Source organism: Rhodococcus yananensis (assembly GCF_020515525.1).
Classification (GTDB): domain Bacteria; phylum Actinomycetota; class Actinomycetes; order Mycobacteriales; family Mycobacteriaceae; genus Rhodococcus; species Rhodococcus yananensis.
Genome location: NZ_JAIYEP010000044.1, coordinates 1 through 14,028, shown reverse-complemented (window position 1 = coordinate 14,028; position 14,028 = coordinate 1). Strand labels below are relative to the sequence as shown.

Annotated in this window: 11 protein-coding genes, 2 pseudogenes and 1 riboswitch; of the genes and pseudogenes, 8 read left to right on the top strand and 5 right to left on the bottom strand. The window is 69.0% G+C overall.

The window, feature by feature from the left end; translation table 11 throughout:
* Positions 1 to 24: 24 nt before the first annotated feature.
* The 3 genes from LDQ05_RS12050 to LDQ05_RS12040 form a co-directional block, all read right to left on the bottom strand.
* Entirely contained in the window at positions 25 to 1,353 is a 1,329-nt protein-coding gene (locus LDQ05_RS12050) for a hypothetical protein (protein ID WP_226437198.1), read from the bottom strand.
* A gap of 41 nt (positions 1,354 to 1,394) precedes the next feature.
* The gene (locus LDQ05_RS12045; protein ID WP_372461089.1) at positions 1,395 to 2,441 is read right to left on the bottom strand and encodes a C40 family peptidase; all 1,047 of its coding nucleotides are present in this window, start codon (positions 2,439 to 2,441) and stop codon (positions 1,395 to 1,397) included.
* Between the two features lie 138 nt (positions 2,442 to 2,579).
* On the bottom strand, positions 2,580 to 3,152 hold the full coding sequence (locus tag LDQ05_RS12040) for a C40 family peptidase (protein ID WP_226437197.1): 573 nt from the start codon (positions 3,150 to 3,152) through the stop codon (positions 2,580 to 2,582).
* 15 nt (positions 3,153 to 3,167) lie between these two features.
* A riboswitch (cyclic di-AMP (ydaO/yuaA leader) is annotated at positions 3,168 to 3,326 on the bottom strand.
* Between the two features lie 467 nt (positions 3,327 to 3,793).
* Here LDQ05_RS12040 and LDQ05_RS12035 point away from each other — a divergent pair.
* Together LDQ05_RS12035 and LDQ05_RS12030 are read left to right on the top strand one after the other, a co-directional pair.
* Positions 3,794 to 5,569, top strand: a complete 1,776-nt coding sequence (locus tag LDQ05_RS12035; protein WP_226437196.1) for a DEDD exonuclease domain-containing protein — start codon at positions 3,794 to 3,796, stop codon at positions 5,567 to 5,569.
* Positions 5,570 to 5,581: 12 nt separating this feature from the next.
* Positions 5,582 to 5,857, top strand: a complete 276-nt coding sequence (locus LDQ05_RS12030; protein WP_226437195.1) for an Lrp/AsnC family transcriptional regulator — start codon at positions 5,582 to 5,584, stop codon at positions 5,855 to 5,857.
* Between the two features lie 172 nt (positions 5,858 to 6,029).
* Here the strand turns inward: LDQ05_RS12030 and trpD are convergent, their stop codons facing one another.
* Together trpD and LDQ05_RS12020 are read right to left on the bottom strand one after the other, a co-directional pair.
* Positions 6,030 to 7,103: an anthranilate phosphoribosyltransferase gene (gene trpD / locus LDQ05_RS12025; RefSeq protein ID WP_226437194.1), complete on the bottom strand. Its 1,074-nt coding sequence runs from the start codon at positions 7,101 to 7,103 to the stop codon at positions 6,030 to 6,032.
* A 144-nt stretch (positions 7,104 to 7,247) separates the two neighbouring features.
* On the bottom strand, positions 7,248 to 7,703 hold the full coding sequence (locus LDQ05_RS12020; protein WP_372461088.1) for a hypothetical protein: 456 nt from the start codon (positions 7,701 to 7,703) through the stop codon (positions 7,248 to 7,250).
* A gap of 137 nt (positions 7,704 to 7,840) precedes the next feature.
* On the opposite strand from LDQ05_RS12020, the gene ctaE reads away from it, so the two are divergent.
* The 6 genes and pseudogenes from ctaE to LDQ05_RS11990 form a co-directional block, all read left to right on the top strand.
* Entirely contained in the window at positions 7,841 to 8,455 is a 615-nt protein-coding gene (gene ctaE / locus LDQ05_RS12015; RefSeq protein ID WP_226437193.1) for an aa3-type cytochrome oxidase subunit III, read from the top strand.
* A 100-nt stretch (positions 8,456 to 8,555) separates the two neighbouring features.
* On the top strand, positions 8,556 to 9,392 hold the full coding sequence (qcrC, locus tag LDQ05_RS12010; RefSeq protein ID WP_226437192.1) for a cytochrome bc1 complex diheme cytochrome c subunit: 837 nt from the start codon (positions 8,556 to 8,558) through the stop codon (positions 9,390 to 9,392).
* The gene (qcrA, locus tag LDQ05_RS12005) at positions 9,389 to 10,516 is read left to right on the top strand and encodes a cytochrome bc1 complex Rieske iron-sulfur subunit (RefSeq protein ID WP_226437191.1); all 1,128 of its coding nucleotides are present in this window, start codon (positions 9,389 to 9,391) and stop codon (positions 10,514 to 10,516) included. The genes qcrC and qcrA overlap by 4 nt, the downstream gene beginning before the upstream one ends.
* Positions 10,513 to 12,174 carry a cytochrome bc1 complex cytochrome b subunit gene (gene qcrB, locus LDQ05_RS12000; protein ID WP_226437190.1) on the top strand — a complete coding sequence of 554 codons (1,662 nt, stop codon included), beginning with the start codon at positions 10,513 to 10,515 and terminating at the stop codon, positions 12,172 to 12,174. Before qcrA ends, qcrB begins: the two co-directional genes overlap by 4 nt.
* 185 nt (positions 12,175 to 12,359) lie before the next feature.
* Positions 12,360 to 12,458: pseudogene (locus LDQ05_RS11995) on the top strand (CopG family transcriptional regulator); the annotation flags it as partial.
* Positions 12,459 to 12,525: 67 nt separating this feature from the next.
* Positions 12,526 to 13,908 (top strand): annotated as a pseudogene (locus tag LDQ05_RS11990) (transposase); the annotation flags it as partial.
* Between the last annotated feature and the right edge of the window lie 120 nt (positions 13,909 to 14,028).

Here is a 14,028-nt window from a genome sequence, read left to right as displayed (position 1 = left end):
GACACCGGTGGGTGTGCGGACAGGTCAGGGCGCGGCGAGGAGGTCGCGCAACCAGCTGCCCCAGCTGTCGGCGAGTTCGCCGGTGGTGACACCGAGGATGTCCTCGACGACATGGTCGGTGCGGACGGTGTCGGCCGGTGCGGCGGCCAACTGCCGGTACAGCTCGGTCAGGGCGCTCTCCCCCGCCCGGTCGGCGACGAAGGCGGCCAGCGACCACGCAGCCTCGTAGGCGACACGCGAACGTTGCGGATCACCGAACTCGGCGTCGGCCGGGGGCGCGGTCGGTGTGCCCGTGCGGGCGAGGTCGGCGACGAGGCCGGGGGCGTTGCGCCGGAGGTCCGAGCCCGTCGGGGCGGCGGGCGGATCCGTTCGGTGGCCGACGTAGTCGGCGTAGCCCTCGAGGATCCACATCGGGGCGCCGTCGACGGTGTGCGCCCGGGTGGCGATGTGGGTCAGCTCGTGCCTGAGTACACCGCGCAGTCCCGCCGCGGTGAGTCGGTCCCCGGCGAGGGGGTTGAAGACGATCCGCTGCCCGGTGGCGTGCGCTGCGCCGGGGTCGACGGCGTCGGAGATCGCGACGGCCGCGATGTCGTCGCCATCGTGCCGGGTTCCCACCAGGTCGGTGAACTCGGCGCGGGTGGAGGTCACGACGATCGCGGTGCGTTGCGGCCATGCGGTGCCCCACAGGTCCGACACCGCGTCGACGGCATCGGGTAGTTCGGCGCGGACGGACGCGGCGAACTCCGCACGGTCGGGATGTGCGAGGACGAGGCTGCGGCCGCCGGCCGTCGCTACGTCGTTCACCGCCAGCGGACCGTGGTCCCAGGGGCCGCGCCAGGTCACGGAGCGTCCCGGGATCGGGTCGTCGGCGGCGATGCGCCAGCCGCCGGGCCGGTGGACGAACGACACGGTGACGGGTTCGGTGGTGGTGTCGGCGTCGACACCGGCCAGCGCGTAGCGCAGTTCGACGGCGTGGGTACGGACCGTGGCCGTGCCGTACCGGTCGGAGATGTCGGCGGGCACGGTGAGAGCGGGACCGAGCACGTAGCCGAATTCGTCCGTCGGCACACTCGCGAGTGCGTCGGCACGGCGCCGTTCGGAGTCCAGCAGGTCGGCGGCGGTGGCGTCCACGACGGAGGTCAACGCCTCGACATCTGCGGCCCGGACTGCGGTGGACCACCGGTCGAGCAGCGACTGCAACTCCCGCCGGTCCACGCGGGTGGTGTCGCCGCGCTCCGGTGTCACCGCGAGCATCACCGCCACGACGACCACCACGACGACGGTGACCGGACCGATCGCGGCGATGCGGCGGCGCGGGCCCCGGGCGAGCGGGGACTGCGGGGTCGCGGGCACGGCGACAGTGTAGGGGCGCGTGCCTCGATCCGGCGGCTGTGTCAGTAGCGACGGGCGCTGTGGAACGGGAAGCTGTCCATCGACTGGACCTTCACGGGCACCCCGAAGGTGGAGGCGTGGACGATGTTGCCGTCCCCGGCGTACAACCCGACGTGGGAGGCGTCGTCGTAGAAGACGACGACGTCGCCGGGTTGGAGGTCGGCACGGGAGACCGGGGTGCCGCCCTGTGCCTGTGCCTGGCTCGATCGCGGGAGGGTCTTGCCGACCTGCCGATAGGCCCACACCACCAGACCCGAGCAGTCGAACTGGTCGGGGCCCGTCGCGCCCCACACGTAGGGGTCGCCGATGCGGGTCAGCGCGGCGCTGAGCGCACCCGATCCGCTGCCGGGGCGAAGGTGCTCCATGATCTTGTCGGCGTCGAGTCCCGGCGGGAACGGTGTGCCGGCGAGGATCGCCTTCTCCTCGTCGCTGAGGTCGTCGAACGCATCGAGGACCGCTTGGATCCGGGTCTCGAGGTCGTCTTCCTGCCGTTGCAGGTCGTCGCGGAGGGTCTGCGCGTGTTCGGCGGCGATCCGTGCGTCCTCGGCGGACCGTTCCGACGCTGCTGCGGCGTCGGCGGCGGCAGCGGACGCGGCGCGGAACTCGTCCACGTCCCGGTCGGTCTGACGGCCGAGGACGTCGAGGAGCACCATCTGGTCGAGCAGCTGCTGCGGCGAGTCGCTGATCATGACGGCGAAGAGTCGGTTGGTGCGGGCGCCGCGGTAGTTGGCCTGCGCGAGCTTGTCGACGGCGGGGCGGAACCGGGCGACCTCGGCCCGGGCCGCGGCGAGCGCATCACGGTCCGCGGCGGCGCGCGCCTCGGTCTCGTGCTGTTCGGCGACGCGGGCGTCGAGATCGATGGTCGCGTTGTGCAATGCCTCGGAGGTTTGTTCGGACCGTCGCGAGAGCTCGGCGAGGTGTTCGAGTTGCGCGGTCGGGCTGTCGCCGACGGGGTCGGCTACCGCGGGGGACGCCGCGACGCACGGAACCACGAGCAGACCCGTCACGAGGACCGTCCGCACGGCCTGTTTGATGCTGCCGAAGACCACGACGCTCGACATCCTTTCCGCGAAGGTCTCGATAAGGTTACGGAGCGGTACCGGCCGATGTCTACTCACCGGTAGCGGAAACGACTCGGGGGTGGCCGGGCCGCACAGGCCGGGCCACCCCCGTCGTCGTCAACTCGATCAGGCGAAGCGGCGCGCGCCGTCCACGGGCATCGAGTACAGCGGAGCGACCTTCACGGGCTGGCTGGACGTCGAGGCATGGACGATGTTGCCGTTGCCGATGTAGATGCCGGTGTGGCTGCCGCCGTAGAACGACACGACATCGCCGGGCTGCAGGAGGTCGAGCGACACGGCACTGCCGGCCGCAGCCTGCTGATAGCTCGTCCGCGGGACGCTGACGCCGACCTGCTCGTAGGCCCACTGCACCAACCCGGAGCAGTCGAACGCGTTCGGTCCGGTCGCGCCGTACACGTACGGGGAGCCGATCTTGCTCTGCGCGACGTCGGCCGCACGCTGACCGACCGACGTGAACGGCGCGACGAACTGCGACGGAGCCGCCTCGGGTCCCTGCGGGATGAGATTGGTGACCTCCGGCGGAAGGCTCACGCCGGCGGGAAGTTCGAAGGTTCCGACGCCCGGGATTTCGATGGGCTCTGCCATCGCGGGGCCGGCGGTGACGGTGACGGCACCGAGGGCGAGTGCACCGGTGACAACCGCGCGGCGCACGGTGTTCTTGCTGCTCTGCGAGACCACGAGGGGATGTTCTCCATTTCTTCCGTTACCCGCCGACCGAGTTAGCTGACGGGTTCGGGCGGAAGATCAGCCCTACCCCTCGCTTCGGACGAAGCTGAGGGGATTCACCCCGAGTACTCGTGGGTCCCCGGCTCGAACGCCCGTGTGGAGCGCCCGATTAGGCGGTCGCCGTGCGGCTCCGGCCCGTCTGGTTCGGGCCGACCAACTTCACCGCTCGGTCTCGATAAGGTTACGAAACGGCCACGGTGATGCCAAACGCGACCGGTGGAGAATGTCCGATTCAGCGGATTCACGGCTTTTCGCGGCATCCACGGACCCCGTCGATAACGGTGCGGTAACAGCACGCGGGCGGCGGTCACCCGCACGCGCCGCCACCACCGCACCCCCAGAGCACCCGCGGGGCCGCATCCGCACTGTTCGGGCCCGCAATCCGACGGCCTCCCGAGGCCGCGCGCAACCCGCCCGGACGCCACCCTTCCGGCCGCCGCGACCGCGCTGCGGAGCCGGGGCGCACCCGCCGCCCGACGCGCATCGACAACCCCGTGTGATACTCGTCTCATCGCCTCGGGCGCGTCGGCTCGGGGCGCCGCGTAGGCGCCCACCCGACGGCCGTGTCGGCGACGGTGCCTACGCTCTCGGCCATGGCGTCGCTCCCGTCCCCGACCTCCACCGCGCCCGGTGTCCAACTCGCCCTCGACGAACTGGGCACGCCGCTGCGCGAGACGACGTTCGTGGTGGTCGACCTCGAGACCACGGGCGGCAAGGCCGGACACGACGCGATCACCGAGATCGGTGCGGTGAAGGTCCGCGGTGGCGAGGTGCTCGGAGAGTTCGCCACACTCGTCGACCCCGGTCGGCCCATTCCACCGCAGATCGTCCACCTCACCGGCATCACCACCGCGATGGTTCGTGACGCACCCCGGATCGAACAGGTCGTCCCGTCCTTCCTGGAGTTCGCCGCAGGATCCGTCCTCGTCGCCCACAACGCCGGGTTCGACATCGGTTTCCTGAAGGCCGCCACCGCTCACTGCGAATCCACCTGGCCGGATTTCCCGGTGGTGTGCACGGTGAAGCTCGCGCGGCGCGTCCTGGGCCGCGACGAGGCGCCGTCGGTCAAACTCTCGGCCCTCGCGGAGCTGTTCCACGTGTCGACCCGACCCACCCACCGTGCGCTCGACGACGCCCGCGCCACCGTCGACGTCCTCCACGCACTGATCGAGCGAGTCGGGAATCTGGGTGTGCACAGCCTCACCGAGTTGCGCGACTACGTCCCCGCCGTCGGCGCGGAACACCGCGCCAAACGCACGCTCGCCGCGCATCTACCGCACCGTCCGGGCGTCTATCTCTTCCGCGGACCGTCCGACGAGGTCCTCTACGTCGGTACCGCGGTCGACCTCCACCGACGCGTACGGTCGTACTTCACCGGTTCCGACACCCGATCACGGATGCGTGAGATGGTCGCGCTGGCCACGCGCGTCGACCATGTCGAATGCGCGCACCGACTCGAGGCGGGTGTACGCGAGTTGCGTCTCCTCGCTGCGCACGCACCTCCGTACAACCGGCGTTCGAAGTATCCGACGCGCGGCTGGTGGGCGGTTCTCACGGACGAGGCGTTCCCGCGTCTCGCGATCTCGCGCACCGCGGGCGACGACGCACTCGGGCCGTTCTCCGCGCGTTCCGCCGCCACCGAGGTGGCGGCGACCCTCGCCGAATTCTGCGGGATACGCTCGTGCACCCGCCGGATCGGGCGCACCGCGCGTCACGGCGATCGGTGTGCGGCGGATGCCGTCGGTGCCTGCACGGCGGCGGTACACGGTGTGCAGACCGCCGAGCAGTACGCAGCGCAGGTCGAGCGCCTCCGCGCGGTGCTCCACGGTCGCGACGACGCGGTGTTGCGCACCGCCGCCGACCGGATCGCCGGGCTCGCGCGGGAGGAACTGTTCGAGAACGCCGCGCGCCTGCGGGACCGCACCGCCGACGCGGTCCGGGCATTACGACGCACGCAGCGCCTCGCCGCCGTCGCCGCGATCGACGAACTCGTCGCCGCGCGACCCCGGGCGGAGGGAGGCTGGGAGTTCGCGGTCGTGCGGGCGGGCCGGCTCGCGTCGGCCGGTGTCGCAGCGCGCGGAGTGGCGCCGATGCCCGTCGTCGATGCGATCGTCGCTGCCGCCGAGACCGTGCGACCGCACCCCGGACCGCTGCGGGGTGCACCCGCCGAGGAACTGGGCTTGATCACGCGATGGCTCGACGAGGACGGTGTCCGAATAGTCCGCACCTCCCACGGCTGGCACGAGTCGGTCGGCGGAGCCGGCCGGTGGGAGAGCTGGGCGGGCATCGCCCGTGACGCACGTGTCGCCGCCGAGGGCGCTCCCGACGTCCCAGGCGCGGCCTACGCGACCAGCACCGGAGGAAGGTAATAAGGTGCCCTCATGATCAATGCCATCGTCCTGATCGACGCCGACGCCCACCGCATCCCGGAGACCGCGCAGGCGGTCGCCGATCTCGCCGGGGTCGACACCGTGTACTCGTGCGCGGGCGACGTCGATCTCGTCGCCGTCGTCCGTGTCCGCGACCACGCGCAGATCGCCGACGTCGTCACCCGCGGCATCAACAAGGTCGAGGGCGTCGAGAAGACCGTCACGCACATCGCGTTCCAGTCCTACTCGAGCGCTGACGTCGAGGCCGGGTTCTCCATCGGCGACTGACGGCTCCCCGCGGTGCCCTCGGTGACCGGCCCGCCGCGGCACCGACTCGTCCGTACCGCGGGGCCCTTCCCGTCGACGCGCGCGAGCACCGCGCTTGCCGGCGCCCGTGAGCACCGCGCGTGTCAGCGCCCGTCAGCACCGCGCTTGTCAGCGCCCGTCAGCACCGCGCTTGTCAGCGCCCGTCAGCACCGAGCCGGGTCGTGACCTCGGCCCACTTCTCGAGAACCCGGGCGGCTCCGCCGCCGTCGATCGCCGCCGTCGCGGCCTCCACGCCCGCGGCCATCGCGTCCTCGAGCGACCCGTCGAGGCCCCGGAACGCGGCGATGGCCCCGGCCGCGTTGAGCACGACGGCGTCGCGTACCGCGCCGGTCTCACCGGCGAGCATCCGTCGCGCGATCGCCGCGTTCTCGTCCGCGTCTCCGCCGCGCAGCGCATCCAACGGCACCCGGGGGATCCCCAGGCGCGTCGGATCGAGGGTCTCGACACGCACGTCGCCGCCCGACACGACGTGCACGGTCGACGTCGTCGATGTCGTCAGTTCGTCGAGTCCGTCGTCTCCACGCACCACCAGAGCACTGTTGCCTCGCTGGGCGAGCACACCCGCGACCGTCGGCACGAGCGGTTCGAACGCGCATCCGATGAGACCGGCCCGCGGCCGGGCCGGGTTGGTGAGCGGTCCGAGCACGTTGAAGACGGTCGGAATGCCGATCTGTTTGCGGGGTGCGGCCGCGAATCGGAGGGCCGGATGGTAGACCGGCGCGAAGCAGAAGCCGATGCCCGCACCGGCGATCGATTCGGCAACCTGCTCGGGTCCGAGGTCGATGTGTATTCCGAGTGCTTCGAGCACGTCGGCGCCGCCGCTCTTCGACGAGGCGGCGCGATTGCCGTGCTTGACGACGCGGATTCCCGTCGCCGCGACCACGAGCGAGGCCATCGTCGAGATGTTGACGGTGTTGGCCCGGTCGCCGCCGGTACCCACGATGTCGACGGTGTCGTCGTCGACGGGCACGAGGTGGGCGTAGCCGAGCATCGTGTCGGCGAGGGCCCTCAGTTCTTCGGGGGTCTCCCCCTTCATCTTCAGTGCGACACCGAACGCCGCGATCTGCGCGGGGCTCGCGTTGTCGGAGAAGATCTCGTCCATCGCCCACCGGGCTTCGTCGCGTGTCAGGTCACGTCCACCGGTCAGTGCGCCGAGCACCGCGGGCCAGCTCGAGGCCACCTCGTCCGTTCGTCGCCTCACGTTCATCGCACCCGCCTCCACCGCAACTCGCTCCCAACCGGACACTGCCGTGTCCACGCAGCTGCGGACACCGTGTGTGTCCACGCCCGGAGAGCTTAGCGACGCGGTGGCCGGTGTCCGCACGGCCGTCCGGTCGGTGCGTCGCGCCGGTCAGTCCGCCGTACCGGGCTGCAGGGCATCCCATCCGTGTGCGTCACCGCCGAGCCGCTGGGCGAGCGAGGCCATCCGGGACTTCTCCTGGGCGCAGTGGAGCGCGTCGAGCACCTGCACTCGCTGCAGGATGAGCGACACCCGGTCGGCGGGCTCCGGATCCGACGGTCCCCCGGTCGCCGGCACCCGGACGTATCCGTCCTGCCCCGCCAGAGCGATCGCCTCGTCGACCGCGGCGATCGGCAGCTCGAGGTGGTGCCGCAGCACCGCCTCCGCGTCTTCCGTCCAGCGGGGCGTGCCGTCGGCTCCGCGTTCCAGAGCGGTCGAGCACGCCTCGGCGTCGTCGAAGGAAGCCACGACGATCACGAGGTCGGTGCGGGTGGGGTCCAAAGGTTCGGTGCGGTTGCCCGTCACCCACGTCCGCAACCGCGCCCACATCCCTGTTCCAGTGCTCATGTCACCACGATCGCACGGCGCGGGGATCGGCTCGCAACCCTGTCTCCGCTGCAGAAACGCTTCTCGGGAGCTGCTGAGACGCGCCGATTTCGGCCCCGATTGCCCATCACGTACTACGACGGGTCATACTAGCCAGCGTGACGAGCGCAGTAGGGACTTCAGGATCTGCAATCACACAGCGCGTGCACTCGTTGAACCGGCCCAACCTGGTCAGCGTCGGCACCATCGTGTGGTTGTCCAGTGAGCTCATGTTTTTTGCAGGGCTCTTCGCCATGTACTTCGTGGCGCGGGCACAGGCACCGGAGGGCATGTGGCCTCCGCCGCCCACCGAACTGAACCTGTGGCTGGCCGTGCCGGTGACGCTGGTGCTGGTTGCGTCCTCGTTCACGTGCCAGCTGGGTGTCTTCGCCGCGGAACGCGGCGACGTGTTCGGTCTCCGGCGGTGGTACATCGTCACCCTCGCAATGGGCACGTTCTTCGTGCTCGGCCAGGGCTACGAGTACTTCCACCTGGTCCAACACGGTACGACGATCCCGGGCAGCGTGTACGGCTCGGTGTTCTACATCACGACCGGTTTCCACGGGCTGCACGTGATCGGCGGTCTCATCGCCTTCGTGTTCCTGCTGTTCCGCACCAAGGTCAGCAAGTTCACGCCCGCGCAGGCCACCGCGGCGATCGTGGTGTCGTACTACTGGCACTTCGTCGACATCGTGTGGATCGCGCTGTTTGCCACGATCTATTTCATCCGTTAGCCAGCTGAACGCCCAGGCAGCCCCCTGACGTCCAGTCCGTCCCGACATACAAAAAGGGATACAGATGAGTTCATCCCCACCTCTCGCACCCGAGGGTGACATGCCCGGTCGATCCTCGGCAGCCCCTGCTGCCAAGTCCCGCCGTCAGCGCAAGCTCCGGCGCCGTGTCACCGGCGCCCTCGTGCTCGCCCTCGGCCTGCTCAGCGCCGGCTTCCTCGCGTCCGCCCTGACGCCCGAGCCGCAGGTCGCGATCGCGCAGGACGACCAGAACGCGCTGATCCGTGAGGGCAAGCAGCTCTACGAGACTTCTTGTGTCACCTGCCACGGCGTCAATCTTCAGGGCGTCCAGGACCGCGGTCCGTCCCTGATCGGCGTCGGCGAGGCCGCCGTCTACTTCCAGGTGTCCTCCGGCCGTATGCCGATGGCCCGGAACGAGGCCCAGGCCCAGCGCAAGGACCCCAAGTTCGACGCCGGCCAGATCGACGCGCTCGGCGCCTACATCCAGGCGAACGGTGGTGGCCCCACCATCATCCGCGACGAGAACGGCGACATCGCCCAGTCGTCGCTCCGCGGCAACGACATCGGTCGCGGTAGCGAGTTGTTCCGCCAGAACTGCGCCTCCTGCCACAACTTCACCGGCCGTGGTGGCGCCCTCTCCGGTGGCAAGTTCGCACCCAATCTGGATCCCGCGAGCGAGCAGCAGATCTACACCGCCATGCTCACGGGCCCCCAGAACATGCCGAAGTTCTCCGACCGTCAGCTGACGGTCGAGGAGAAGCAAGACATCATCGCGTACATCAAGTCCGCCGCCGAGACCCAGGATCCGGGCGGTTACGGGCTCGGCGGCTTCGGTCCGGGTGCCGAAGGTCCCGCGGTGTTCGCTGTCGGCATCGTCGCAGTCGTCGGCGCCGCACTGTGGATCGGAGCAAGGTCATGAGCAGCGGCGACACGCCGAACAAGCACTCCATCGAAAACCTCGACCAGATGAGCCGCGACGACCTCGTCGCGCTCGGTACGAAACTCGACGGCGTCGATGTCGCGTTCCGCAAGGATCGGTGGCCCGTCGAGGGCACCCGCGCCGAACGGCGCGCGGAGCGCAACGTCGCGTTCTGGTTCATCCTCGCCGGCATCTCCGGTGTCGCGTTCATCCTCGCGTACCTGTTCTGGCCGTGGGAGTACCAGGGCATCGGCGACCAGAACTACCGGTGGTACAGCTTCTACACGCCGGTGCTGGGCCTGACGCTGGGTCTTTCGATCCTCGGTGTCGGTGTCGGCGCTGTGCAGTTCACCAAGAAGTTCATTCCCGAAGAGGTCTCGATCCAGGATCGCCACGACGGGCCGTCCGCCGAGGTCGATCGCAAGACGATCGTCGCCGAGCTCTCCGATTCGCTCGAGACCTCGACGCTGCCCCGCCGCAAGCTGATCAAGCGCACCGCGATCTTCGGCGGTGGCGCGCTCGGCGTCGGGCTGATCATGCCGCTCGGCGGCCTGATCAAGAACCCGTGGGCCGAGGGGGACAAGTCGCCGCTGTGGGTGTCCGGCTGGACCCCGCGCTACGAGGGTGAGACCATCTACCTTCGCCGCGACACCGGTCGCCCGCAGGACATCGTGCTGGTCCGGCCCGAGGATCTCGACGCCGGCGGTATGGAGACGGTCTTCCCGTTCCGGGAGACCGACCGCGGCGACGATCACGCGCTGCTCGACGGGTTGCGCGGCATCCGCAACGCGGTCATGCTGATCCGTCTGCGCACGGAGGACGCCGAGAACGCCGTCAAGCGCAAGGGCCAGGAGAGCTTCAACTACGGCGACTACTTCGCCTACTCGAAGATCTGCACGCATCTCGGCTGCCCGACGTCGCTGTACGAACAGCAGACCAACCGGATCCTCTGCCCGTGCCACCAGTCGCAGTTCGATGCGCTGGAGTACGGCAAGCCGGTGTTCGGCCCCGCTGCTCGTGCCCTGCCGCAGCTGCCCATTACAGTGAACGAAGAGGGCTTCCTCGTCGCCAACGGTGACTTCATCGAAGCGCTCGGACCGGCCTTCTGGGAGCGTCGCCCGTGAGTACTGCAACACAATCCCACGCTGCGAAGGTGGGCGAGAACCTCGATTCTCGTTATCACCTCTCGCCCGGCATCCGCCGGCAGATCAACAAGGTCTTCCCGACACACTGGTCGTTCCTGCTGGGTGAAGTCGCGCTGTACAGCTTCATCATCCTGCTGATCTCGGGTGTGTTCCTGACCCTGTTCTTCGACCCGTCGCTGGCACACGTGACGTACGACGGCGTGTACACCCCGCTGCGGGGTGTGGGCATGTCCCGCGCCTACGAGACGACACTGAACATCTCGTTCGAGGTCCGCGGCGGCCTGTTCGTCCGCCAGATCCACCACTGGGCGGCGCTGATGTTCGCGGCGTCGATCATCGTGCACCTGCTTCGCATCTTCTTCACCGGCGCGTTCCGACGCCCGCGTGAAGCGAACTGGGTCATCGGATCGCTGCTGCTCATCCTCGCGATGTTCGAGGGCTTCTTCGGGTACTCGCTGCCCGACGATCTGCTGTCCGGTACGGGTCTGCGCGCCGCGTTCTCCGGCATCACCCTGTCGGTGCCGATCATCGGTACCTGGCTGCACTGGGCGATCTTCGGTGGCGACTTCCCCGGCGACCTGATCATCCCGCGGTTCTACGTGCTGCACATCCTGCTGATCCCGGGCATCATCCTCGCCCTGATCGCCGCGCACCTCGCGCTGGTCTGGTACCAGAAGCACACGCAGTTCCCCGGCCCCGGCCGCACCGAGAACAACGTCGTGGGTGTCCGCATCCTCCCCGTGTTCGCCGTCAAGTCCGGCGCGTTCTTCGCGATGACGTTCGCTGTCCTCGCCCTGATGTCCGGTCTGTTGCAGATCAACCCGGTGTGGAACATCGGCCCGTACAACCCGTCGCAGGTCTCGGCCGGTTCGCAGCCCGACTTCTACATGATGTGGACGGACGGTCTGGCCCGTACCTGGCCGGCGTGGGAGATCTACCTGTTCGATCGCTACACGATCCCGGCCGTGTTCTGGGTCGCCGTGATCATGGGCCTGGTGTTCGTCATCCTCACCACGTACCCGTGGATCGAGAAGAAGTTCTCGAAGGACGACGCACACCACAACCTGCTGCAGCGTCCGCGTGACGCCCCGGTCCGCACCGGTCTGGGCATGATGGCGCTGACCTTCTACCTGGTCCTGACGCTGATGTGCATCAACGACCTGATCGCGTTCAAGTTCGACATCTCGATCAACGCGACGACGTGGATGGGCCGTATCGGCATGGTGGTGCTGCCGCCGCTCGTGTACTACATCACCTACCGGTTCTGCCTGGGGCTGCAGCGCAGCGACCGTCAGGTGCTCGAGCACGGCATCGAGACGGGTATCGTCCGTCGCCTGCCGCACGGCGAGTACATCGAGATCCACCAGCCGCTCGGCCCGGTCGACGACCACGGCCACCCGGTTCCGCTCGACTACCAGGGCGCGACCGTGCCGAAGCGGATGAACCGCCTCGGCAGCGCCGGCAAGCCCGGTGCGGGCAGCTGGTGGAGCGCGGATCCGGCCGACGAATCGGCAGCCCTCGAGGCCGCCCACCACGAGGCCGAGATCAAGCAGCGCACCGTCCTGAAGGAGTACCAGGACCGCGTGCACGGCAAGTCCGATGACGACGCAGACGAAAGTGGCAACGCGATCCACTGATCCTCGGCTCGTCCGATACTCACGGGAGAGGCCCCGAACCAGCACGGTTCGGGGCCTCTCCCGTCGTTCGTGGCTCGTACTGTGGACCTGTCGTGCGGTCATGATCGAACAGGCAGAGCAGTTCCCCGACCTCGGCGACGTCCGACTGCCCTACCGCGATGTCGGCGGCCCGCTCGATCCTGGGTATGTCCGGGGAGACGATCAACGGCAAGCCCGTCGCGGACGCGATGATCGAGGAGTGGGCGGACGAGGCCACGGTCGGCTACGACGTCGAGAAGCTGCGCTAGGAGACTGCTGAACAATCAGGGTGTCCGCCCCACGGGGTGACCCGGGCCCGAAAATACTTGGTTCATGCAGGGTGAGTGGGATCGGCAGCGTGAGTTGCTGGATGTGGTGTCGGTGGCGGGGCATCTGCTCGAGCCCGGCAGCGTGTTCGCGTTGCTGGCCGAGCATCGGGGTCGCTTGTTCCCGGCGGAGTTGTTCGCCGATCTGTTTCCCTCGGGCCGGGGCCGGCCGTCGATCCCGGGGGAGGTGATCGCCTCGGTCATCGTGCTTCAGGCTCTGTTTGGGCACTCCGACCGGGAGGCCGTGGATGCGTTGACGTTTGACCTGCGGTGGAAGGCCGCGTGCGGGTACGCGGTCGATGCCAAGGGCGTCGACTCGTCGACGTTGACTTACTGGCGGCGCCGGCTGGCCGCCAGCGAGAATCCGCAGCGGATCTTCGAGGTGGTGCGCCAGGTCATCGCCGAGACCGGAGCGGTCAAGACTAAGACCCGCCGCGCACTGGACTCGACGGTTCTGGATGATGCGGTGGCCCGTCAGGACACGATCACCCAACTCATCGCCCAGATCAGGCGGGTCGGCCGCGAAGTGCCCGGCGCGAAAGAGCTGATCGCCTCCGAGTGCACCCGGTTGGCGGCGGTGTGCGGGCACGATTGCTCCGAGGCCGGTAAGCCGCGTATCGCCTGGGATGACCAGGCCGCCCGCGACGAGCTGGTCTCGGCCCTGGTCGCAGACGCTCTGGCACTGCTTGAGGCTCTGGATGTTGAGGCGATCACCGCCGCCGGCGGCAGACCAGCCGAGGCGGTGGCGCTGCTGGCATTGGTCGCCGGCCAGGACGTCGAGCCCGCCGAGGATTCCGATGGCACCGACGGCCGGTGGCGCATCGCCCGCCGCACCGTCCCGGACCGGGTGATCTCTACCGTGGACCCCGATGCCCGGCACGCGCACAAGACCCAGCAGCGTCGCCAGGACGGGTTCAAAGCCCACATCGTGGTCGAACCCGATACCGGGCTGACCACTGCGGCCCGGCTGACTCGGGCCAGCGGTCCGGACAATTCCGACGCCGCCGTCGGTGCGGACCTGGTGACCACAGATCCCACCACTACAGACGTCGAACACATTGAAGTGCTCGGAGACTCGGCGTACGCCACCGGAGACATGCTGGCCACCCTCGCCGGAAAGCAGTGGCTGCCCCTGGTCAAACCCTGGCCGACCAGGCCCGCTGTGGAGGGCGGGTTTGGTCTGGATGACTTCACCTTCGATGCCGCGGCAAACACGTTGACCTGCCCGGCTGATGTCACGCGGACAGTGTCGCCGCAGGGCCGGGCGAAGTTCGGTGCGGCCTGCCGGCAGTGTCCGCTGCGCCAGCGGTGCACCACCTCACAATCCGGCCGCTCGGTGCTGCTGGGCGAGCACCATGTGCTGCAACGCCAGCACCGCCAGCGCGCACAGGGTGAATCGCCCCGAGTTCGGCGGAGGCTCAGCTATCTGGTTCCAGCCTCAGCGAGGACCGGTGTCTCACGGTAGTCGGCCGCCGAGTGATTTGCCCAGTAGGCGGCCTCGTACTCGACA

Coding starts and splice junctions, on each gene's coding strand:
- LDQ05_RS12035 (WP_226437196.1), top strand. CDS start 3,794: ATGGCGTCGCTCCCGTCCCCGACCTCCACCGCGCCCGGTGTCCAACTC.
- LDQ05_RS12030 (WP_226437195.1), top strand. CDS start 5,582: ATGATCAATGCCATCGTCCTGATCGACGCCGACGCCCACCGCATCCCG.
- trpD (WP_226437194.1), bottom strand. CDS start 7,103: ATGAACGTGAGGCGACGAACGGACGAGGTGGCCTCGAGCTGGCCCGCG.
- LDQ05_RS12020 (WP_372461088.1), bottom strand. CDS start 7,703: ATGAGCACTGGAACAGGGATGTGGGCGCGGTTGCGGACGTGGGTGACG.
- qcrC (WP_226437192.1), top strand. CDS start 8,556: ATGCCCGGTCGATCCTCGGCAGCCCCTGCTGCCAAGTCCCGCCGTCAG.
- qcrA (WP_226437191.1), top strand. CDS start 9,389: ATGAGCAGCGGCGACACGCCGAACAAGCACTCCATCGAAAACCTCGAC.